This window comes from Luteibacter sp. (assembly GCF_036500425.1).
Taxonomy (GTDB): domain Bacteria; phylum Pseudomonadota; class Gammaproteobacteria; order Xanthomonadales; family Rhodanobacteraceae; genus Luteibacter.
This window is the reverse complement of sequence record NZ_DASYCB010000020.1, coordinates 1-22,874: the sequence shown is the minus strand read 5'-3', so window position 1 is coordinate 22,874 and position 22,874 is coordinate 1. Positions and strand designations below refer to the sequence as shown.

Genomic DNA, 22,874 nt, shown 5'->3' with positions numbered 1-22,874 from the left:
GCGCGCGATGGATTGTGCCGCAAGCTCTATCGCGCGCAAGCGCGCTCCTACAGGTGGATTACTTTGCGAAGACGTCGCGGATGCGTTGGGCGATGTGTTTGCCGTGGGTTTCTAGGGCGAAGTGGCCGGTGTCGAGGAGCTCGATGACGGCATCGGGATTGTCGCGGCGGTAGGCTTCGGCGCCGGGCGGGATGAAGAACGGGTCGTGCTTGCCCCAGATCACCAGGGTCGGCACGTGCTTCTCGCGGAACAAACGCTGGAAGTCCGGGTACTTTTCCAGGTTCGTGCGGTAATTGAGGAACAGGTCGAGCTGGATGTCGGTGTTGCCGGGGCGCTGCATCAGCAGGTGGTCCAGCTGCCACATCATCGGATCAAGCAACGTCGGGTCCGACACGCCCTCGGTGTACTGCCACTTGATGCCTTCGAGTGTCGTTGCCTCGCGGACGCCTTCGCGGTGCTCTGGCGTCGGCTCGGCCCAGTAGGCGCGGATTGGCGCCCATGCATCACCGAGTCCTTCTTCGTACGCATTGCCGTTCTGGCTGATCAGGCCGGCAAAACGTTCCGGCTTGGCGAGCGCCAGGCGCAGGGCGGATGGCGCGCCGTAGTCAAAGACGTAAAGGATGTACTTCTGCAGGTCGAGCGCGTCGACGAACGCCTCGAGGGTCTTGCCCAGGCTGTCGAAGGTGTACTCGTAGCCCCGGCTCTCCGGAACTTCAGTGAAACCAAAGCCGGGCAGATCCGGGGCGACCAGATGGAAGCGGTCCTTCAGCTCGTTGAACAGTTCGCGGTACTGCAGGGAGCTGGTCGGGAAGCCGTGGACAAGCAGCAGGGTCGGCGCGGTGGGGTTGCCCGCTTCGCGGTAAAACACGCGGATGCCGTCGGCGTCGACATAGCGGTGGTGAATGGGGTAATCGGCGGGGATCTGGCTCATGGTGGCTCTCCGGGTTGTAACCTGAATAAATCAGTTATCAGGGTTACGCTTAGGCTAAACATCGCTCATGTAACTTGTCAATAGCCTTTATAGGGGTTACCATTCAGACCCATGAACCCCGTCACTTCGCTAGAGATCCCGCCGATCCTCGCGGACCAGCCCGCGCTGGACCTGATCAATACGGTGGTCATGGAGAACGGCGAGTCGGTGGACCACCTGGTTTCCGATGCTGCCACCGCCGCCTGGCTGTCCCGCATGACCGGCCGGCCGGTGGAAGCCTCCGCCGGCCTCGGTGCCCGGGCTGTGGAACTACGTGAAGTGATCCGCCAGGCCGTGCTGGCGAGAAAGCGCGGTGACGCCGTGGATACGGCACACCTCAATGCCCTGACCCGGCAGATGAGTAGCCACATGGCCCTGGTCGCGCATGCCGAGGGCCTGCGCGCTGAACGCCGTTACGAGGGCGATGCCTCCTGGCGCGCGCTGGCTCCGCTGGGCGAGGCTGCACTCACCCTGCTGGCCGAAGGTGACTTCCACCTGGTCCGCGAATGCGAGCACGAGGAATGCTCGCTGTGGTTCTACGACCGCACCAAGTCACACCGCCGCCGCTGGTGCAGCATGGCCATGTGCGGCAACCGGGCCAAGGTAAGCCGCTTCCGCGAACGCCAGGGCAAGTAAGCCCCATGGATGCTGGGGCCGGCGTGCGGTTACGATCCGGCAACCACCCGTGCGAGGACCGCGCATGCCCCGCCTTCCCCTGTTGTCGCCGCTCGCCGAAGGCACCAGCCGCATGGTGTGCAGCATTTCCGCCGGCATGGTGGGTGCCTGCATGACGGGCATCGGCTTACTGCGTGTGTCAATCGCGGTGAGCAAGAGCCAGACCATCGCCGATGACCTGCTCGCCGTCGACGCGGTGCTCTTCCTCATCGCGACGCTATGCGCTTATTTCTCGCTGCGCGTCGATAGCGAGGCGCGCCTGCACCACCTCGAGCGTACGGCGGATGTGTTCTTCATCCTGGCGATGGTGCTGCTCACCGCCGTGTGTTTCATCATCACGTACATGACCCTGTAGAAAAGCATCGCGCGCAAGCGCGCTCCTACAGGTCTGCCGAACCCTTGTAGGAGCGCGCTTGCGCGCGATAGCTCTTGCTTACAGATCAAACGAAGCGGAAACCATCACGGTACGCGGCGTGCCCTGGGTCAGGTACCCGCCGGTGGCCGAGGCCCAGTACCCCTTATTCATCAGGTTCTCGACGCTGACGTTGAAGGTGACCGGAATGTTCTCGAGCTTCGGCGTGATCCGCGCGCCGATGTCATACGTGGTCCAGGCCGGAACCTGCAGGTTGTTGTTCACATCGAGGTACTGCTTGCCGGTGCGCACGGCACGCGCGCTCAGCGTCAGGTCCTGGGTGTTCGGGATGGTCCATTCGACGCCGGCATTCGCCTGGAAACGCGGCACGCCGATCGCGTCATTGCCATCGCTCAGGCCGCCCTGGGTCTTCACCAGTTCCGGCTTCACGTAGTTCGCACCGCCGAGGATGCGCACACCCTTGACCGGCTCGCCGAAGAAGCTCCACTCGATGCCGCGGTTACGCTGCTCGCCATCCACCACGTAGGTGTTGGTGCTGTCGACGTACGCGCTGGGCTGCTTGATCTGGTACAGGCCGAGGCTGCTGCCGACATTGCCGGCATCGAACTTCACGCCCACTTCATTCTGCTTGGCCTTATACGGCTTGAACACCTGGCCGGCGTTCGTCACCGGTGCGCCATTGAAGTTGATCGGCGCTTCGCCACCCTGGGTCAGCGCTTCGATGTGGTTGGCGTACACCGCCCACTGGTCGCTGATGCGGAAGTTAGCGCCGATAACCGGGCTATTCGTGTACGCGTCGTATTCGCTGTTCTTCGAACCGGGCACGCCATTCACGGCATACGCGTAGCTCGCCACGAGGAGCTTCTGGCGGCGGACACCCACGGTGACCGCGAGGCGATCGTCCATGAAGCCGAGCGTGTCGGACAGGGCCAGGCTGCGCAGCTGCGTGCGACCGGTGATGCCCGGGCTACTGATCGGGCCGACGTTGTACACGTAATCCGGTAGCGCCACATAGGTGGGGTTGTAGATATTGGTGTTGATCGACGCCGATCCGGCGTACGCGGCTTTCTTGTTTGTTGTCAGCGCGGAGAAGCCCAGGGTGACGCGGTGGGTGACTTCACCCGTATCGAAATGGGCATTGAAGCCGGCTTCGCCGGTCCCGGTGTTGGCGACGTAGGGTACGGTGAAGCGACCTTCTGTCGCGTTGCCAGCCGTATCGATAAGCGTCGGACTGACGTAATCGCCGAACTCATTGCCGTGATGCGCGCCGGCCGCCACATAACCCGTGAGCCATGGAGTGAAGTCATATTCGGCGCGAACGACGCCGAACGTATCTTCCAGCGAAGAACCGGACCACGGCTGCGAATAGTTCGTGCGCGCCGAAGGCACGCGGGGTACGTCGGTCGCGCTACCGATGAAGACGACTGAGCGGCCACCGGTGATGTCCTGCTTCTGGTAACCGACGTCGGTGGTGATGCGCAGCTTCTCGCCCTGGTAATCGAAAGCCACTGAGGCGGCGGTCACGCGGCGCTTTTCGCCATCGACGGCCGTGCCGCCTTCACGGTGCACCGCGTTCACGCGCAAGCCGAACTCCTTGTTTGCACCCCAGCGGCGGCCGAAGTCGATCGTTTCACCGATCTGGCTATTGGTGCCGTAATCGACGCCAACGCGGGTGATCGGCTCGGCTTCCGCACGCTTCGGCGCGATGTTGATACCGCCGCCGATACCACTACCGCTGACGCTGATGCCATTGAGAAATGCGTTGGCGCCCTTGAACACTTCGACGCGGCTGATCAGTTCCGGCGCGAGCAGCTGGCGCGGGAGCAGGCCGTAGAGGCCATCAAAGCCGATGTCGTCGCTAGCCAGCTGGAAACCGCGAATGACGAAGACCTGCGAGTAGTTGCCATAGCCAAAGCCATAGCGGACAGCCGGGTCGTTCTGCACCACGTCACCCAGGGTGCGCGCCTGCTGGGCGCGGATCAGGGTGTCGGTGTAGCTAGTCAGGGCAAACGGGACGTTCATCGCATCCTGGTTGCCGAGCACGCCGAAGCGACCACCGCGGGCGACCTGGCCACCGGCATACGCTGCCGTAGGGGCCGCCATGTCCGCGCTCACCTGTACGCCGGAAAGCGTCGTCGCGTTTTCCTGGGCCTTCTTCTGCGCATCGGTTACGTCAGCATCGGCGGCGTGCACCGACGCGGAGGCGAGTAGGGCGCCGACAAGGGCAAAACGGACCGAGGCCGCGAGGCGGCGGCGGGGCAGGGAGGAGGCGAACATGGCAGATCCTGGAGGGCAGCAGCGGCCCAGTAATGCGAATGAAAATGAGAATGGGTCTCAAGTATCCCGCATTACCGGCCTGTTGCCTAGCAACAACATGTCGCAGTCACCGCTCCAAGCCCGCGTACTGCAAGGCTTTTGCGCCTCAGCCTATCCCGTTCCGCACCACGAACGTGCCATCCGGGTCGTACTTCCGCTTGACGGCGGCGAGGCGGGAAACGTTCGTGCCCCAGTACGCCTTCTGATAGTCCTTCTGGAAGTAATCGCTCTCTGAGAAGTAGGCGCCGGCCCCGGGCACGAGCTTCGTCAGCCGGGCGTATGACTTCTGCACGGCGGTCGATTCCCGCTCCGCCTTGACATCATCCCGGTGGGCGTCGGGCAGGCCCTCGAAGACCGCAGGGCCGCCGGTGGCGATGATCGCCAGAGCGAACGCGTCCAGCACTTCGGGGTTCATGGCGGTATCGCGGGCCCGGGCCAGGGTTTCCTCGGACGCGCCGTAGAGCCCCTTATTAAAGTGGAAGGCGAAGCCCTGGATGCGCGCCGCCTCCACGATCCCCGTGGCCAGTGCGTCGATCTGGTTTTCCTTGAGCAGGCGCGAAGGCATCCAGGCTGAGGTGTAGGCATAGATATAGGTGCCGACCTGCTCCTGATCGCCCGCCCAGACCATGTGGTACCCCGGCGCGCCAGGCCGTTTGTCAGGCGCCGCATAGGTCAGTCCGTGCTCCTGGTAGAAGTCGATGTCCCAGAAGTGCCGGGCCGGCATGGCGCCCACCCAGAACGCGTCCTTCCATGTGTAAGCCTTCCGCGTCGCCACCCAGTCGAGGAAGGGTTTCCACGCCGCCCTGACCTGGTCCTCGGCGAGGCCCTGGAACAGCATCCTCAAGTCGATGCGTCCATCGCCGTGGAACTCCATCTGCTCACCCCAGTGCGGATTGCAAAGGTTGTCGCGGAAGTGGCGCATGGCCTGGGCCACCAATGCATGGAACGACTCGTCACTGTCGGCCATGATCGTGCCGCGGACGGCGCCGAACAATTGCGGTAGGTAGTGCGTGCGGAAGGTGAGCCGGGTGATCACGCCGAAACTGCCGCCACCGCCACCCTTCAATGCCCAGAACAGCTCCGGATCCTGAAAGGCATTCACGACGCGGATCTTGCCGTCCGCCGTGACGATCTCGGCCTCGAGCAGGTTGGACGCCCCGGTGCCGAAACCCTTCGACAGGCTGCCGAAGCCGCCGCCGTTGGTGAAACCCGCGCAGCCCACCGTGGTGCAGCCGCCGCCCTGGATATAGCGGCCGCCGATCGTCGTGACCGCGTTGTAGGCATCGATCCACATGGCGCCGGCGCCGGCGTTGGCGGCGGGTACTCCGGCTGTGCCGGCCTTCGCGCCTTGCGGGATGAAGCTATCGACCAGGTTGACGGCGTTCATGCGCCGGGTCCAGATCAGCAGGGAGTCGGGCGCGTTGGAGGCGCCGAGGTAGCTGTGCCCACCGCCGCGGATGACGAGCCGGACGTTGTGTTTGCGGGCCCAGATAACGGCCGTCGCGATGTCCTGCGCGCTCTCCGCCGTGAGCACCCGGGCGCTGGGGGTCGAGGTCCAGGCGCGGTAGTAGGCGCCGGTCTGGGTCAGGCCGGGCTGGTCGCCGACGTAGAACTGGTTGCCGATCTGGGAGAGGGCCTCCTCGCGGGTGGCGGGGTCGAGCAACGGATTTTTGGGAATGGAGAGGCGGCCGCCGACCTGGCGATTGAGCGCCTCCCAGTCGGCATCCGTGGGCCAACCCGCGGCGCCCGGTTTCAACCAGCGTCCGCCACCGGTGACGAAGGCATCCACTTTCGCGACGAGCGGCAGCAGGGGCAGAACAAGAGCAGTCTTCAGCAGGGTGCGGCGGTCCATGGTCGGTCTCCGTTGGTTGCTGCCGATCCTGCGCCGGGCGGTCCGTGGTGTCGCCCGCGCAGGGAGGAAAGCCGCCACCCCGGGGACGAATCGCGGGCGGGTGGGGACAAGCGGGACCGTCCCAACGGGCGCATCATGGGCGTCTTCCTCCGTCCCCGGGAGTCGCTTACATGTCCATCTGGCTCGACCGCCGCCTGCTCGATCTCTTCCACATCGAAACCCCCATCCTGCTTGCCCCCATGGCTGGCTCCGGCGGTTCGGCCATGGCCATCGCCGTGGCGAAAGCGGGTGGGCTTGGCTCATTACCTTGTGCCTCGGTCAGCGTGGAAAAAACGACGGAGGAAGTCGCCCTGTTCCGGGCGGCCGTCACCGCGCCGGTGAACCTCAACTTCTTCGCCCACCAGCCACGGACCCCCACCGACGAAGACAGCCGTCGTTGGCTGGCGCGGCTGGCGCCCTACTTCAGCGAGTTCAAGGTGGATCCGGCGAGCCTGACCGCCGCCGGCGGCCGCGCCCCGTTCGACGATGCCATGTGCCGGATGGTCGAAGCGCTGAAGCCGGAGGTGGTGAGCTTCCACTTCGGGTTGCCACCGGAGGAGCTGCTCGAGCGGGTCCGCAAGACGGGGGCAAAGATCATCGCCGCGGCTACCACCGTGGCCGAAGGCCGCTGGTTAGCCGAACGCGGCGTCGATGCCGTGATCGCCCAGGGCAGCGAAGCGGGTGGTCACCGCGGCAACTTCCTCACCGAAGACATGGCCACCCAACCGGGACTGTTCGCCCTGGTGCCGCAGTTGGCGGACGCCCTGTCGATTCCCGTGATCGCGGCTGGCGCGGTGGCGGACGGCCGCGGCATGGCGGCAGCCCTGACGCTCGGCGCCTCGGCAGTCCAGATCGGCACGGCCTACCTGCTCTCGGATGAATCCATCAGCGTGCCGGTGCACAAAGCGGCGTTGAAGCACGCCCGCGATGACAACACCGCGGTCACCAACGTCCTCACTGGCCGCCCGGCGCGTGGTGTGATTAACCGGATCATGCGCGAGATCGGGCCGCTCTCTCCCGATGCATTGCCCTTCCCGCTGGCGGGGGGTGCCCTAGGCCCGATGCGCGCCGCCACCGAAAAACTAGGCCAGGGGGACTTTCAGCCCCTATGGAGCGGCCAGGCCGGCGCCCTGGCCCGCGAAGGCAGCGCCGAGTCCATCACCCGCAACATCGCAGACACGGCCGCGTCGCTCTTGTAGGAGCGCGCTTGCGCGCGATGAGTGCTCGCGACAAGCCCCATCGCGCGCAAGCGCGCTCCTACAGGTGCTTTTGGGCGTTACGGTTTCTGGCCGTGCTGCAGCAGGTACAGTTTCACGTACTTGCGCCGCACGTATTCAACTCGCAGCAACGCGTAAACGATGCCACGCCACCCATCGAGAAACCCCGCGCGCAACACGTAACCACGAAAAAACCGCCACATCGGGCTCACGATGATCTGGGTCAGGGTCGCGCGCTTGCCGGCGGCGAATTCCTCCGTCGCCATCATGTGCGCATACCGCTCCTGCTTACTCATCAGCTCGGACAGCGAGCGATACGGGTAATGATCCAGATAGCCGCCAAGCATCTTCACGTCGCCATCGACGCTCACCGATTCATGGATCTCCCTCGGCCCCCGCCAGCCGCCCTGGCGGCGGTCGAACAGGCGTAGCACCTTGTCAGCGCCGGCATTACCGTGCTGCATGAAGCGGCCGAAAAAGTCATTGCGGCGATAGAACCGGTAACCCGCCGCACCAGCGAAGCCACCTTCATACGCCTTCTCGATAGCCGCTCGCAGGTCATCACCCACGCGCTCATCGGCATCCAGGCAGAGCACCCATTCGTTCTTCGCCTGCGCCACCGCGAATGCCTTCTGGCTGCGGAACCCATCGAACGCGCGCTCGAACACGCGGGCGCCCATCTCGCGGGCGATCGCCTGGGTCGCGTCGCTGGAGCCGCCATCCACGATGACCAGGTCATCGCAGAAGCTCGCCGATGCCAGGCAATCCCGGATGCGGTCGGCCTCGTTCTGGGTGATCACGCAGAGGGAAATGGGCCGCTGGGTCATGAAAGCACGGGAATGGAAAGGGCTGACGGGCCATAATGCCACGTTGCCCCCGATCGAGGTTTGCCGTGGCCGCGTGCCTTATGTTCGCCACCGAGGAATATGCGCTGCCGATCCTGCGCCCGCTCGCTGCCGCCGCGAAGGCGCGTGGACAGGACGTGGGCTGGATCGTGCCCGATGCCGTGGCCGCACACCTCGCCGCAGACGAACACCGCATCACCCGCCTGAAGGCGGCGAAAGCCATGCAGCCCGAGGCGGTGTACTGCGCCGCCAACTGGGTCTCACCGCGCCTGCCGGGCATCAAGGTCCAGGTGTTCCATGGGTTCAATGCGGAGAAGCGTGAGCCGGGGCGTGGGCACTTCGCCATTCGCGGCTTCTTCGATCTATACGTGACGCAGGGCCCGGCGACCACCAAGCCGTTCGAAGCCTTGGTGAAGGAGCACGGTTACTTCGCCGTGCGCGAAACCGGCTGGCCGAAACTCGATCCACTGTTCATCCAGCCACCACCGCCGCGCGATCCATCGATCCTCGAACGTGATGGCCGACCGGTGGTGATGTATGCGTCGACCTTTAGTCATCGCCTGAGTGCCGCGCCTGGCATGGTCGAACCGCTGCGCAAAATGATCGCTCGGGGTGATCGCCAGTGGCTGCTTACGTTGCACCCAAAGTGCGACCAAGCGCTGGTCGATGCCTACCGTGGTCTGGAAGCGGAGAACGCGCGTTTCTACACGTCGGAAAAACTTATCGAGCTGGAACGCGCGGCCGATGTGCTGGTCTGCGATACGTCATCGGTAATCCACGAGTTTGCCGTGATGCATAAGCCTGTTGTCACGATTGCTAACCGCGTGCCGCATCCGTTCATGCTGGATGTGCCGACGCCGGATGATGTTGACGCGGCCATTGATCGTGCGTTGACGTATCCACCGGAGTTGATGGCGGCGATCAAAGCGCATGGTGACCAGATTCATCCGTCGCATGATGGGCATGCCAGTGAGCGGGTGCTGGATGCAGTGGCTGCGTTCAAGCGTGGTGATTTTGGAGCGCTTCGGCGTAAGCCGCTGAACCTGGTCCGTCGCTACAAGGCGGCTCGCGACCTTCCTGCGATGTTCACCGACGACGCTTGATCGCACCTGCATGTTGACTCATCGATATGCCGTGATCCTCGCCCATGTCAACGAGAATGTAGAACAAAAGACCATGGCAGGTACTCAATCCCAGGGTTGAGGTTTACATCACACGTAAACTAATTCGTGCCATTTTTCAGAATTCTTCCATATACGCCGACCAACGCGTTCCCTAGCCTGCTCCGTTCAACAAACGGGCTGGGAAGTTCATGTCGTCGTACTCCGGAAAATTGCCGAAATATTCGGCGCTGGCGCTTGCCGTCAGCGCGGTGCTCACTTTTGGTGCCACGCCCACGCGCGCTCAACAGGCCGACACCAGGTTCGCGTCCTATGAAGATGGCTTCACCGTCATCGGTCGGTTGATCGGCATCGATGATCCATTCGCAGTCCACGTCGGCATGGAGCGATTCGATGAGGTTGTCGACATTGCGGTAAAGAATTTCTGCGAAGAGGATCCGACATGCCATCTCGATGAAGTTCAACAAACGCGGGTGGCAGGGGAGGCGGGGAAGTCAAGCGAGTACACGAAGACCGAAATCATCGTCATATTCGGGCAGTTTGGTAGCATCCAGAAACTTCACCCTATTGACGTCGTTCGATCGTGCCCCGACGGTGCGATGCTCGTCGATGACAAAGGAGAATACTGGGAGAACCGGAGCCCGCCGACCTCTTCCGTGCCGGTCGCATGCACACCTTCAGATCGTCTCCCGCAGGGCGGTGACCTGGGCATTCCCAGCGAGGATGGCGCAAATCAATGTCCCATCGGGAACGCGCCCACGGTTGGAAATCCGATCAATCCCCTGACGCTGAGTAAGGTCGAGCGAGTCGTCGACTACGCTGACCCATCCGGATCAGGTCTGAACTTCGCTCGCACTTATCACAGCGGAGCGGCGGCGTTGAGGACGGACCTTGCGACGGCGTATCGCCGTGACGCCGAACCCTCACGCATGGGCGCTCGTTGGCGCCACTCGTGGGACCGGAGTATCGTCCCGCGGCCCTACTACGACGGTGAAGCGCGTGCCTACGGCAATGCGGCTACCCTGATCCTCGAGGACGGCCGGGAGATCACTTTCCGCCGCGTCGGGAAGAACTATGAAGGTCTACATGGCGAACGGGGCAAACTGCGGGATCGCTCCGGTGGTGGCTGGGTTTATACCTGGCCAGACCTCACGGAAGAATCGTTTGACGAGCGCGGCCAACTCGTAAGTCGGGTTAGCGCGAACGGCCAGGCATTCACCTTTCACTACCAAGCAGTGGGTCAGGGCGGACCCAAGGGTCTAACCGGCGTCACGGATCCGCAGGGGCGCGAGATTCATATCAGCTACAACAAGCAGGGCCGCATCAACGGACTGACCACGCCGGACGGCGGCCGCATACGCTACGACCACGCTGACAAGCCCTTGAATGGCGACTACGACCTGTTGAGCGTCCAGTACGCCGATGGCCGGGCCATTGGATACATCTATGATGAGCGCGCGCACACTAGCAAGGCCGACCATAAGCTCACCGGAATCGCCGGTGGCGATGGAAAGCGGTTCTCAAGCTATTCGTACGATGAGTTTGGTCGGGCAGTGCGGTCGTCTCATGGCGATGATCTCGAGTGGACAGAGCTTTGGGAGCGCGGCAACAACGAGGTTACGGTCAGCTCGAAAGACCGCCGCTATAGTGAATACTGGGAAACGATCCTCACTGAAGGACGGACTCGCCTAGCGACTCGAACCGAATCGATTCGTGATGACGAACACGAGCGAACGTTCTCCTACCTCGACAACGGCCTTGTCGGCAATCAAACGGATTACCTCGGGACGGCGACCACGTACCGCTACGATGATGCGCGTGGCCTTGAGACCGAACGCACCGAAGCGGCAGGTACACCCGCTGCCCGGACGGTCCGGACCACCTGGCATCCGACGTTCGACAAACCTGTGCGCATTGACGATGGCGCGCATTGGACCAGCCTGACGTATGACACCAGGGGCAACCTGACGGAGCAACGTGAGGGCGGCCTCGCCGATGCCGCAAATCCTCGTTCGTCGGCATGGCCGGACGAGCGCATCACGCGATATGTGTACGACCCCGCAGGGCGTGTCACATCCATCGACGGTCCGATCGCGGGTGATGTCGACACCACGCGATACTCGTACCGCGCCAGTGATGCCCCCGGCTGCGCCGGTGGTCCGGCCACGTGCACATGGCGCAAAGGTGACCTTCACACCTCGACCAACGGGCTTGGCCATGTGGCGACGGTGCTGGCATACGACGCCGCTGGCCGCGTTGTCGCTAGCACCGACGTCAACGGCATCCGCACGGATCGTCGTTACGATGCTGCCGGGCGCCCGCTGGAAATCGCCATCCGTGCCCGTGCCGATGGCTCCCCGTCGGCCGCGGACGCCATCACACGCATGACCTACAACGCGAATGGCGACCTGGAGACCCTGACGGACCCGGATGGCGCCCGTCTGAAGTACACCTACGATGCTGCCCACCGCCTGGTCGAGCGCGTCGACAGCCTGGGCAATCGCCAGTTGATCGGTCGGGATGACCAGGGGCTTATGGGTTCGGAAACCCACCTGCGTGGCGATGGCACCGAAGATGCCCACCGCGAATACACCTACGACACCCATGGTGTGATGGAAGGCCTGCGTGATCGGAATGGCTACGCGATTTCCTTCCTGGCCGACGCCAACGGCCGCTCGACAGGACAGGATGGCAATACAACGAAGGTCGCTCTTCTGCGTGATGCGCGAGGTCGGGTGACCCGGCGCACCGAAGGCAAGTCTCTTCTCACCGCGCAGACGAACTTCACCTACGACGGTGCCGACAACATCAAGACCGTCGTTGACCCGAAAGGCCTCTCCACGGGATACCTGCGCAATGGCATCGGCGATCTCCTGTGGCAGCGCAGTCCGGATACAGGTGAGACCGCCTTTGAGAATGACGAGGCAGGGCAGCCAGTGGGCGAGACCCCTGCAGATGGCCGTGCTGTGGGGCGCCAGTTCGACGCTCTGGGGCGCCTCACGACCCTGACCTACAGCGACGGCAAGCAGACCCGCTTCTCATACGACACGGCACCCTCCGACTGCGGCCCGGGCGCGACCTTCGCCATCGGCCGGCTCAGCTCCGCCACGGACCGGGACGGTGGGACCACTTCGTTCTGCTACGACTTCGCTGGACAGGTGGTCGCTAAGAAGCAAACCGTTCGTGGTGTAAGCCTCACGCTACGCTACGACTACACACCAGCAGGGCGCGTGTCGGCCATGACGTATCCCGATGGCCGCCGGGTCGCGTATACCCGTGACGCGATGGGCAGCGTCATTGACGTCACGCTGCACGATAGCGGCGTCCGTCCGGTGCTCACTTCCATTGCGCGCGATGCGCTAGGCCGTCCCACTCGCTGGACGGCAGGCGCGCGCACCATCGAGCGCCTCTACAACCCGCAAGGCGCCGTCACTCGCGTCTCCGATGGCCGTGCCGACGGCCTCGATCTGTCGATCGTCTACGCCGATGGCAACGTCAAGACGCTCACCAGCCACGGTACGGCGATCAGCGTCACGCATAACGTGCTGGGCCAGGTCACCGCTACAGGCCCAACATCAGCTCGCCATGCGTACACCTACGACAAGACCGGCAACCGCCTGACGTGGACTGCGTCGCCTTCTCCCGTACAGAGGTTCGAGTACCCCGCTGACAGTCATCGATTGATCATGGCGGCGGGTGTCCTCCGGGGCTATGACCTGAACGGCAATACCACGCAAATCGACGAGCGACAGTTCGTCTACGACGCCAGCGGCCGGATGAGCCAGGCGAAGGTCAACGGCATCGTGGAGATGAACTACGCCTACAGCCCGTTCGGGCAGCAGGTGGCGCGATACATCGCCGGGCAGACGACGATCTCGCTCCACGATGAAGCGGGCCATTGGATCGGCGACTACGACGGCGTGGGGCAGCCTATCCGACAAATGGTGTGGTTGGGCGACCTACCGTTGGCTGCGATCGATGGCGAGGCGATCCGCGATATCCAGCCTGACCACCTTGGAAGCCCTCGTGTCGTCATCGATCGGGCGAGTGACAAGGCTATCTGGTCTTGGTCGGCTACCGGCGAGGCCTTCGGTAGCACCCCTCCGAACGAAGATCCGGATAAGGATGGGACGAAGTATGTCCTCGACATGCGGTTCCCGGGTCAGCGGTTTGATGCTGTGACGGGTCTCTTTCAGAATGGGTGGCGGGATTATGATCCGACCAGTGGCAGGTACGTGCAGAGTGACCCGATTGGATTGGGCGGCGGAGTATCCACTTACAGCTACGCCAATGGAAACCCGCTGGTTAACGTCGATCCGATGGGCCTTGATTCGTCCGTCGGCCCGGTCGAGTCCGCGCTAATTGCAGATATCTTCTTTCTGAAGAACTATCGCGACATGCGCAACGCAAACACCATCGGCGCAGATAAGTACTTTCACTGCAAGGCAAACTGCCAGGCGGCACGTCTCGGAGTGGGAGGCGCCATAGAATCAAGAATCGTTAGTGAGGTGCGTGAGTTGACGGATCAGTACGTTAAGGGAGATCCCAGCTGGGCTTGCGACGAAGACCGGGCGGCAAACGCACTTGGCAGAAATGGTGGCCGGTCTTCGCCAAGTCAGACCTGCTCGGCAGTTTGTGCTCCCCTTAGACCGAACGGACTGCCAGAGGAGTATTGATGGTTATGGCTCTACTTTGGCTTTTCATTTGTATGGCATTCATCGTCCTCGGCGTCGTATCAAAGCGGAAGTTGCTCTGGATACTAGGAGCAATTTTACTTTGCATCGGAGTCGCGACGGCGGCACTTATGTTCAATGATCCGATAGATCGCTGCCTAGATGCGGGCGGTGCGTGGAACTATAGCCAGAGCATATGCAGGGTCTACTAGCCGGTCCACAGTCACCGAGTCGCGGGATATCGCATGGCGGAGGCAGGGGGGCCATTGGGCTTGGCGAGCAGGTGACCTATGGCACCGTCATCATTGGCACCGAAGGTGCAGCGGTTGGCGCTCAGGTTCTTGGCAACAAGGATGGAGTATCCGTATCGAAGGGCATGATCGGCGTTGGCGGAAGCCCAGAAGGGTGTGCCGCAGGCATCGAAGGAGTTCAATGCACCACCGTCTACTATTGGTGCAGGCGCCAGTGAAGGTCCCATTTAGCATTGTTATAGCTTTAATCTTTTCGATGATGTCATTGACGGTAAGCATCGCGTTGGCAAAAGCAAAGGGCGCTGACTGGCTCGATGGAGCGTTGCCTACGGTCATGACGATGCTCTTTGCCATCTTTTGGCCGTCTTGGGCGCTCGGCGTATTCCGGCGCCTACTCGACGACCGTCATATGACCTGCGAGGAAGTTGAGGCGAGTACTAAAGGCGCGTTTCCGAGCTTAGTGCTTCGAGTCGTCTACCGCGTCGCCGCGGTGATCGAGATGTTATCTCTTCTTGTCTCATTCTTCCTCCCATGGTTCTGCGTTGTCAGCGCGAGCGAAGCACAAGGCGACATCCAAAGAATGCTCGCTGTCGACGGATCTCTCGCGGGTCTTGTCTCGTCGGTGATCTTAGCCATCCTGCTAAGAAAGAAAGATGTGGTGACGTCGCGAATCTTCGCAACAATAGGATCCGCCTTTGCCGTATCGGCAGCCGTACATTTGGCGATGGCACCGCGGTAAAGCGAAACGAAGGCTCTAGTGAAAAGGTGAGCGTAAGCGTGCGACTGATTCGGCTTGTGGTGTGGTATGTCGCGCCTACGGCGATAGTGGGATCCATGGCCGCCTTGATCGGATGGGCCTTGCACACGGCGATTCACTGGGCGGATGACCTCACAGTAAGACCTCAGCCTTCGATAGCTCGTTTGAAAGGAGAGCTATCGTTACTGCCCTTTGCGGACAAGCTCGTTGTAACGGGCACAATGGACAAAGGCTTCGTGACGTCAGTTGCTGCCAGAGCGCACAGTGGCGAGTCTGTCCAAGAAATGCGTTCCGCGTTTGAACGGAGCGTGGTGAAGCGCGGGTGGGTAGTGACCCGAGATAGGTCGAACCGGGGCAACGAATTGACCTTCTGTCGCAATTCAATCGGCCTAAGTGCCACCTTTAGAGGGGGCCCCAGTGGAGGGACGGAAGCGCTTCTACGCCTGCATTGGACGCACTCTCCCTTCTCACCAACTGATTGCCCAGGCTGAAGCGAATGGCCATACGAACCCTCGGGCTAATTCTTGCTAACCACCTACCCATCGCAGAAGGCACAAGGTGCTACCCCAGTCGCGCCCGAAGTGCTAGCGATTCTGGCTGAATTGGCTGCTCCTCAGCAGTGAGGTTCCCGATGGGCATCTCAAAGGATGCGCGTCAAACATCTATAACGAAAGCCAGTAAATATATGACAGAGAACGGTGAAGCCTTGCGTTTACAAACAGGAAGTTTAGCCACCTTGCTACGTTCTCGCCTGACCCCGCTTCAGGCGATATGGTGCGGCCACATGACGATGACGATTTCAGCCGTCATCGCTCCGATGCTGTGCGGAAGCATGGACATGCCTTGTCAGCGGTATGTTGGTCAATCCGTGGCAGTATTCTTCGCGCAGTTCCCTATGCTATTTGCAGAACTACTTTTGGGTTCCATTCGTGTCGGATCAGATAAACTCGATGCGCTTATAGTGGTAGCCCCGATTCTGCTGGCGATAAATTCGCTCATTGTGGCCTACGTCGGTCTGTTACTTCTTCGTTCCGGCAGATGGATCGTGGCCACGCTCATCCTCAAGCGAGAATCGGCAAGTGGCCCTTTTGGTGATCGTGAGAATGGAAAGGGCCGCCAAAAAATACGATTGAGCGAGAGGTTCACGAAATGGTCGTTCCTCTTCTCCACGCTCTTCCTGGCTCAGTTGTATGTGGCGTCATACTTCCTTCTGGACATCTCGCGGCTCACGCTGTTCGGCATGACGGCGATACCGATAGCCTTGTATCCCATGCTCCTCGTTGTGCCGACTTTTGCGTCGCACGTGCTACGCAATGTCTACGAAAGTCGGATAGTGGTGTATGGCGTTGGAATGTGGACTTCCTGGACTAAGATTGCCTGGATATCTGGCATTGTCCTTGTTGCGTGGAGGATCCCGTTCCGGATGATTCTGGGAAGGTAATCGGCAGTGTGGAGAAGGGCATCGCGCGCAAGCGCGCTCCTACAGGGGATACACGGGTTGGGGTAAAGTAGTGGGTGGCTTAGGAGTCAGTTATGTCTAGTTCCACTGCCCAGGCGACTGGGGGCGCGTTTTCAACGGAGCGCATGCTGGGAGCGCGTGAGCGGTCGTGGGTCGCCTTGCGGGACATCGCTGAGCATATCGTCCCTGGCATGACCGAGCCCGACGCCATCGCCATGGCCGGGGAGCGCCTGCACGCGGCTGGCATGCAACGCATCTGGCACCCCAGCATCATCCGCTTCGGCGCCAACACGCTTAAGACCTTCCGGCAGCGCTCCGCGCCTGACACCGTACTGGCGGTAAATGACATCTTCTTCGTCGATCTGGGCCCCGTCTTCGAAGGCCACGAAGGTGACGTAGGCGATACCTTCGTCGTTGGCGACGACAGCATCATGCACGCCTGCGCGAAGGCGGCTCGTGAGTTGTTCCGCCGCGGCGAAGCGCGTTGGCGCGAAGGGGTGACCGGCGTGGCGTTGTATGACTACGTAAGCGCAGAAGCGGAGTCACTTGGCTGGCGTCTCAATCACGCGACGAAAGGCCACCGCGTCGGCGACTACCCGCATGCCGTGCATAAGGCCGGCAACCTGGGTGACTTCGACGCGCAGCCGGTGCCTGGCCTGTGGATCCTGGAGATCCAGATCGCCCATCCCACGCTGCCGATCGGCGCCTTCTACGAAGACCTGTTGATGGCGTGACTCGTCGAGTCATCTATGCGTCAATGCTTGCTCACCAACGCACAGGGAATGACACCGGATGGTCCGTCTTACATGGGGCGCCTCGCTCGCGGTATGCGTTCTCCTGGCTGCCTGCTCGAAGGCGCCGGAAGCTGAGGCACCGAACGCCGCCCCCGTATCCGCGGTCGCTCTCACGAACACTCCGGTACCGGTGTCCGCTTCCACCGTAGCCGGCATCAAGGTCGATGCCGTACAACGTTACGTGCTCGACGACACCGAAGTCCGCACGATTCACGCGAGCAAGCTCAACCGCGACTACCAGCTCTTCGTCAGCCTGCCGCCCGACTACGCCGCGCAGCCAGACCGCAAGTACCCGGTGATGTTCGTCACGGATGCGAACTACGACTTTCCATTGATCCGCAGCATCGCCCGCCGCCTGGGTGACCATGGCGATGGCACCGAGGACTTCATCCTGGTCGGCCTCTCGTACGCGGCTGGCGACACGCCGGTGTACAGCCGCCGTCGTGACTACACGCCGACGAATCACGGGCCGAGTGGCCTGACCTCGGATATGCCTGGCCGGCCTGTGCTGCACGGCGAAGCCGAAGGCTACCGTGAGTCGCTCAAGGACGACGTGTTCCCGGTGATCGCGGCGAACTACCGCGCCGACATGTCACGCGCGATCTACGTAGGTCATTCCTACGGTGGCCTGCTCGGTTACGAGATCCTGATCCATGACCCCGGCATGTTCAGCCACTACATCCTCGGCAGCCCGTCGTTGCAGTTCGATCATGGCGTGGAATTCGCCCGCATGCACGACGCCCTGGCGGCGAGGAAAGACCTGTCGGCGAATGTGCTGGTCGTGCTCGGTGGCTTCGAGACGCTGAGTAAGGACAAGGCCGACCGTCGCTTCAACACCGGCACCGACATGATTGGCGACAACAAGCGCTTCGTCGCCGAACTACAGGCAAAGCATTACCCGGGCCTGCATGTGAACCTGCTCACCGTGCCCGGCGAAGATCACCTCACCGTGTTCCCGATGATCATCACCCGGGGCATCCAGTGGGCCTTGCCGGGTAAGCGCCCGGTGCTCAACGTGACAGGCGGGTAACCGAGAAGGCGACGATCAGCGCGCCGAAGGTCAGCACGCCGATCCAGTACACCGAACCCAACGCCGCGCCGTCGCTTGCGATGGCCGCGGCCCACGAAACCGCAAGCAACACCCATCCAGCGATCTTCAGGCCCTTCGTGCGGCCCGCTGACAAGATCCTGCCGAGGATATCGCGCTGGTGGCGTGACATGCCCAGGCTCAGCGCAGCAAATCCGGCGAGCGCAGCGAGCAGGCAGAGCAGCATCATGCGATGGCCTCCTTCTTACTGCCTGCGCGCACGACATCCTTGCGGTGGTGCACCTTCCACGCGCAGAAGCCGAACAGGCCGGCGAAGGCGAGCATCACCAGGTCGAAGGTGGCGAACAGCACATCGCCGCGCCACAGGCTGACGAAGAGCCCACGATCTGTCGTGACCATATCGACCACCGGCACTGCGAGGAAGCCCGCGGCGGCCACCGACAATGTCTCGACCCATGCACGCTTCACCGGCCGCACGATGGCGACCAGGCAGAGCGCGCCCCAGCCGATGAACAACCCGTTCGTCTCCCAGTTCGGGCGCTGTAGCAGCCCGATCGGCAGCAGGCGGTTGGCAAGGAAGTAGCAGGCGAGGCCGAAGGGCAGGCCAGCGATCGTCGCGACATTCAGCCGTTCGACCAGGCGGAAACCGAAGTACGGCCGCTCGGGGTCGGGTAGCTGAAGCCGGCGCTTGGCGGTCCACAAGATCAGGCCGGTGCCGACCATGGCTGTGCCTGTCAGGCCAGCGAGGAAGTACAGCCAGCGCAGCAGCAGCGGGGAGAAGCGTCCCGCGTGCAGGCCTACCATCACGCTCTCGGTTTCACGGGCACCGCCGCGGGCGGGCGGTCGTGCGTGCATCACGCCGGTCGCGGCGTCGAACGTCAGCGTTTCGCCGCGGGTGTCCATGCCGGCATCCGTGGCGCGCGTGAGCTTCACCAACGAGTTGGCGTCGCCGGGAATCGCCACGAAGATGTAACCCGGCTCCGCACCCTGCCAGGTCTCGCGTGCTTGCTTGATCATGGCGGTGATCGAGGCCATCGGCGCCACACGGCCGGAGCGCTTGGGCGCCTCGTCCGCGCCGAACGCTTCGGCGTAGTACTGCGTCGGCTTATCGTAGGCAGCCGCCACGCCCCACGGCATGTACTGCGCTGCCAGGGTGACAAGGCCCGTATACGTAATCATCAGGTGGAACGGCAACGCGAGTACCGCGCTGAGGTTGTGCCCATCCAACCACGAGCGCTGCCCCTTGCCGAAGCGGAGGGTGAAGAAGTCGGTGAAGATCTTCTTGTGCGTGATGACACCGCTGATGATGGCCACCAGCATGAACATGGCCGCCAGGCCCACCAGCCAGCGCGCCCACAGCACCGGCAGGTAGTAGAGATCAAAGTGCATGCGGTAGAGCCGCCAGCCGCCGAGCGTGTCGCGTGCGTCGACCTTCTGGCCGTGGCCGTCTACCAGGAAGGAGTGGTCGCGCCACTGCGCGAAGGTCTCGCCCTTTTCTTTCCAGAACGCCGTGGTCGCTACGGCACGATGGCCGGGCAGGTCCACCGACCACTGCTCCACATTCGCCGCGTGCGTCTGCAGGTAGGCGATGGCGCCTTCGGCGCTCGCATCGATGTTGTGCTGCCCGTGCACCTCGGGCTGCATCCAGCGTGTGATCTCGTCCTGGAAATAGGCCGCCGTGCCGGTGACGAACACGAGGAACAGCAGCCAGCCCAGCAACAGGCCGACCCAGGTATGCAGCCACGCCATCGATTGGCGAAGCCCGCCGTTCATACGCCAGCACCATGCATGGCGAGATAGAGCGCGGCGGCCAAAGGCACGCAGTACACGCTGGTCCAGAACCACACGCGTGAAACCCGGACCACCGCGAACGCGAAGATCGCCACCGCGGCGTAGACGGCGAATGACGCGAGCATGCCGGCCACGACCGCCTCGACGCGCGGGATCGGCAGCCAGCGGGCTAGCCCGGCCGTAGTCAGCGCGGCGGCGATATAGCCGCCCACCGCCGCAAGGACCGTGCGCGACGCGACGTCCAGGGCGCGGGCGACGCGGGTGGCGGGCGCGCCGTTAGAGGTGGAACGGGGCATGAAACTCCCTCGGGGACGGGGCGGCCGCCGACACGCTGCCGTGCGGATAAGCCATCGGAACGTGTCATTCGCAAGATTGCGCGAACGGCGTTACTGGGCGAATATATTAATGAGATTCATTCGCAAATACGAGTCGGCAGCCTGCCGGGCGCCCGGGCCGACCTAGGGAAACCCATGATCCTACTCAAGAAATCGCTCCCCGTGCTGGTTGCCAGCGCGCTGTTCCCCCTGCTGGCCAGCGCGACGGATGGCCCCGCCAGCGAGGCCGACCAGGCCCAGCAGAAGCGCGACAAAGCCGTCCAGCTCGATGCGGTGAACGTCCAGGGCACGAGCGTCAATGCCGGCTACACCCGCACCGATGCCTCCTCGGCGACCAAGACCGACACCCCGATCATCGAGACCCCGCAGGCGATCTCGGTGGTCTCCAACGTGCAGATGCGCGACCAGGGCGTGCTTACCGTACAGGACGCCCTGCGCTATTCGGCCGGCGTGCGCGCCGATGCCTACGGCGTGGATAGCCGCGGCGATGATGCCTTCCTGCGCGGCACCTCGTTCGTGCAGTACCTGGACGGCCTGCGCCAGGCTTTCGGCTACGCGTACGCACGTACCGAGCCGTACTTCCTTGATCACCTCGAGATCGTCCGCGGGCCGTCGTCGGTGTTGTACGGCCAGGGGACCACGGGTGGTCTGATCGCGCTCACCTCCAAGCGCCCGCAGTTTGAGGCCTCGCACGAGGTGCAGCTGCAGGTCGGCAACAATGCGCGCAAGCAGGTCGGCTTCGACTTCACCGGTCCGCTCGACCAGGCCGGCCACTGGGCGTATCGCCTGATCGGCGTCTACCGCGACTCGAACTCGCAGATCGACCATGTGCCCGACGATCGCAAGGGCCTGGCCCCGTCGATCACCTGGGCGCCGGACGACAATACCCGCTGGACGCTGCTTGCGAACCTGCAGTTCGACCACAACGGCACCTCGCTGAACTTCCTGCCGAACTCAGGCACCTTGCTGCCGAACCCGAACGGGCACATTCCGACGAACCGCTTCGTGAGCGAGCCCGGTTTCGATCGCTACGACACCCAGCAGCGCTCGGTCAGCTCGTTCTTCGAGCACCGCTTTAACGACACCTGGAAGTTCGAGACGAACCTGCGTTATTCGCATGACAACGTCGACTACCGCACGCTGTACCCGGATGTGTATTCGAACCCGTCGTATCCGTTCCTGGATGACACCGCGAGCACCGTGGCACGCTACAGCTACATCTCGCAGGATCGGCATAAGCGCCTCGTCACCGACACCCACGCCCAGGCGGATTTCGATTTCCTTGGCATGCAGCATCGCGTGTTGATCGGCCTCGATCTCGGCCGCTCGCATACCGATAGCCGCCAGGGCAACGGTTTCGACGAGGTGCCGTTCAATCTGTACGCACCGGTGTACGGTAACGGCTTCGTCGCCCCGGACGTGTTCCCCATCGCTAACAGCCGTTCAAAGCAGACCGGCCTGTACGTGCAGGATCAGATCAACTGGGGCGACCACTGGATCGGCACCGTGGGCTTTCGCCACGATCGCGCGTCGCTGAAGACCGGCGACGATCGTTCGGAAGACAACGCGACCACGGCGCGCTATGGCCTGATGTACCGCTTCGACAGCGGCATCGTGCCGTACGTGAGTTACACCGAGTCGTTCCAGCCGCTGGATAGCCTCGACTTCTACAACCGTCCTTACGATCCGCTACGCGGCAAGCAGTACGAGGCCGGCGTGAAGTACCAGCCGAACGGTAGCCCGACCCTGGTCACGGCGACGTATTACGACCTGCGCGAGGAAAACCGCCTCTCCCCCGATCCGGAAAACCCGCTCAACCAGGTGCAGGGCGGCCGCGCGCGGACGCGTGGCGTCGAGCTGGAAGCCTCGACCCGCGTCGTTGAGCATGTGGACCTGATCGTTACCTACACCTGGACGAAGGCGCGTCCCGATGACGGCACGATCGTCGCCGGCCTGCCGAAGACGCAGGCGTCGGCGTGGGCGGTGTATCACGTCAACGCGGGCGATAGCGATGGCCTCAGCTTCGGCGCCGGCGCGCGCTACATCGGCGTGAACTACGACGAGACCGGCACGCTACGCGTCCCGGCGAAGACGCTGTTCGATGCCATGGTGGCCTGGACCCAGGGCCCATGGCGGTTCTCGGTGAACGCCGCGAACCTCACCGACCAGCGCTACAACGCCAGCTGCCTGGCCCGAGGCGACTGCTTCGTCGGCCCCCGCCGCAGCATCGTAGGCGCCGCCACTTACCGTTTCTAAGCAACAACCCTGTAGGAGCGCGCTTGCGCGCGATGGGCCTTGCGACAAGCACCCATCGCGCGCAAGCGCGCTCCTACAGGTGAAAAAAAACCCGCCGTTAGG

The 22,874-nt window shown here is 62.8% G+C and carries 17 protein-coding genes; 10 read left to right on the top strand and 7 right to left on the bottom strand.

Going from position 1 to position 22,874, the window contains the following annotated elements:
• Window positions 1-58 precede the first annotated feature (58 nt).
• Window positions 59-931, bottom strand: a complete 873-nt coding sequence (locus VGN46_RS04350) for an alpha/beta hydrolase (RefSeq protein ID WP_331641013.1) — start codon at window positions 929-931, stop codon at window positions 59-61.
• Between the two features lie 111 nt (window positions 932-1,042).
• Between VGN46_RS04350 and VGN46_RS04345 the strand changes: the two genes are divergently transcribed.
• Both VGN46_RS04345 and VGN46_RS04340 read left to right on the top strand, forming a co-directional pair.
• The gene (locus VGN46_RS04345; protein WP_331641011.1) at window positions 1,043-1,606 is read left to right on the top strand and encodes a CGNR zinc finger domain-containing protein; all 564 of its coding nucleotides are present in this window, start codon (window positions 1,043-1,045) and stop codon (window positions 1,604-1,606) included.
• Window positions 1,607-1,670: 64 nt separating this feature from the next.
• Window positions 1,671-2,000 (top strand): hypothetical protein, encoded by a 330-nt coding sequence (locus VGN46_RS04340; RefSeq protein ID WP_331641009.1) that lies wholly within the window; start codon window positions 1,671-1,673, stop codon window positions 1,998-2,000.
• Between the two features lie 78 nt (window positions 2,001-2,078).
• Here VGN46_RS04340 and VGN46_RS04335 read toward each other — a convergent pair whose 3' ends face one another.
• Both VGN46_RS04335 and VGN46_RS04330 read right to left on the bottom strand, forming a co-directional pair.
• Window positions 2,079-4,295 (bottom strand): TonB-dependent siderophore receptor, encoded by a 2,217-nt coding sequence (locus tag VGN46_RS04335; protein ID WP_331641007.1) that lies wholly within the window; start codon window positions 4,293-4,295, stop codon window positions 2,079-2,081.
• Between the two features lie 145 nt (window positions 4,296-4,440).
• Window positions 4,441-6,186, bottom strand: a complete 1,746-nt coding sequence (locus VGN46_RS04330; RefSeq protein ID WP_331641006.1) for an FAD-binding oxidoreductase — start codon at window positions 6,184-6,186, stop codon at window positions 4,441-4,443.
• 170 nt (window positions 6,187-6,356) lie between these two features.
• Here VGN46_RS04330 and VGN46_RS04325 point away from each other — a divergent pair, with 170 nt between their 5' ends.
• Window positions 6,357-7,424 carry a nitronate monooxygenase family protein gene (locus VGN46_RS04325; protein ID WP_331641004.1) on the top strand — a complete coding sequence of 356 codons (1,068 nt, stop codon included), beginning with the start codon at window positions 6,357-6,359 and terminating at the stop codon, window positions 7,422-7,424.
• Between the two features lie 77 nt (window positions 7,425-7,501).
• Here VGN46_RS04325 and VGN46_RS04320 read toward each other — a convergent pair whose 3' ends face one another.
• Window positions 7,502-8,269, bottom strand: coding sequence for a glycosyltransferase family 2 protein (locus tag VGN46_RS04320; protein WP_331641002.1), 768 nt, complete (start codon window positions 8,267-8,269; stop codon window positions 7,502-7,504).
• Between the two features lie 80 nt (window positions 8,270-8,349).
• On the opposite strand from VGN46_RS04320, the gene VGN46_RS04315 reads away from it, so the two are divergent.
• The 6 genes from VGN46_RS04315 (at window position 8,350) to VGN46_RS04290 (ending at window position 18,372) form a co-directional block, all read left to right on the top strand.
• Complete coding sequence (locus VGN46_RS04315) at window positions 8,350-9,390, top strand: CDP-glycerol glycerophosphotransferase family protein (protein WP_414675224.1); 1,041 nt, start codon at window positions 8,350-8,352, stop codon at window positions 9,388-9,390.
• Window positions 9,391-9,599: 209 nt separating this feature from the next.
• The gene (locus VGN46_RS04310; protein ID WP_331640998.1) at window positions 9,600-14,084 is read left to right on the top strand and encodes an RHS repeat-associated core domain-containing protein; all 4,485 of its coding nucleotides are present in this window, start codon (window positions 9,600-9,602) and stop codon (window positions 14,082-14,084) included.
• A gap of 429 nt (window positions 14,085-14,513) precedes the next feature.
• Window positions 14,514-15,071, top strand: coding sequence for a hypothetical protein (locus VGN46_RS04305; RefSeq protein WP_331640996.1), 558 nt, complete (start codon window positions 14,514-14,516; stop codon window positions 15,069-15,071).
• A gap of 649 nt (window positions 15,072-15,720) precedes the next feature.
• The gene (locus tag VGN46_RS04300) at window positions 15,721-16,530 is read left to right on the top strand and encodes a hypothetical protein (RefSeq protein ID WP_331640995.1); all 810 of its coding nucleotides are present in this window, start codon (window positions 15,721-15,723) and stop codon (window positions 16,528-16,530) included.
• A gap of 92 nt (window positions 16,531-16,622) precedes the next feature.
• Window positions 16,623-17,282 (top strand): M24 family metallopeptidase, encoded by a 660-nt coding sequence (locus VGN46_RS04295; protein WP_331640993.1) that lies wholly within the window; start codon window positions 16,623-16,625, stop codon window positions 17,280-17,282.
• A 58-nt stretch (window positions 17,283-17,340) separates the two neighbouring features.
• Window positions 17,341-18,372 carry an alpha/beta hydrolase gene (locus VGN46_RS04290; protein ID WP_331640991.1) on the top strand — a complete coding sequence of 344 codons (1,032 nt, stop codon included), beginning with the start codon at window positions 17,341-17,343 and terminating at the stop codon, window positions 18,370-18,372.
• Here the strand turns inward: VGN46_RS04290 and VGN46_RS04285 are convergent.
• From VGN46_RS04285 to VGN46_RS04275, 3 genes are read right to left on the bottom strand one after another with little or no spacing between them, the layout of a single operon-like run.
• A complete protein-coding gene (locus tag VGN46_RS04285) occupies window positions 18,353-18,619 on the bottom strand; it encodes a DUF3325 domain-containing protein (protein WP_331640989.1) in 267 nt (88 codons plus the stop codon). The genes VGN46_RS04290 and VGN46_RS04285 overlap by 20 nt on opposite strands.
• Window positions 18,616-20,163: a PepSY-associated TM helix domain-containing protein gene (locus VGN46_RS04280; protein ID WP_331640987.1), complete on the bottom strand. Its 1,548-nt coding sequence runs from the start codon at window positions 20,161-20,163 to the stop codon at window positions 18,616-18,618. The genes VGN46_RS04285 and VGN46_RS04280 overlap by 4 nt, the downstream gene beginning before the upstream one ends.
• Window positions 20,160-20,477 (bottom strand): DUF3649 domain-containing protein, encoded by a 318-nt coding sequence (locus VGN46_RS04275; RefSeq protein ID WP_331640985.1) that lies wholly within the window; start codon window positions 20,475-20,477, stop codon window positions 20,160-20,162. The genes VGN46_RS04280 and VGN46_RS04275 overlap by 4 nt, the downstream gene beginning before the upstream one ends.
• Before the next feature lie 174 nt (window positions 20,478-20,651).
• Between VGN46_RS04275 and VGN46_RS04270 the strand changes: the two genes are divergently transcribed.
• Complete coding sequence (locus VGN46_RS04270; protein WP_331640983.1) at window positions 20,652-22,772, top strand: TonB-dependent siderophore receptor; 2,121 nt, start codon at window positions 20,652-20,654, stop codon at window positions 22,770-22,772.
• The last annotated feature ends 102 nt before the right edge of the window (window positions 22,773-22,874 follow it).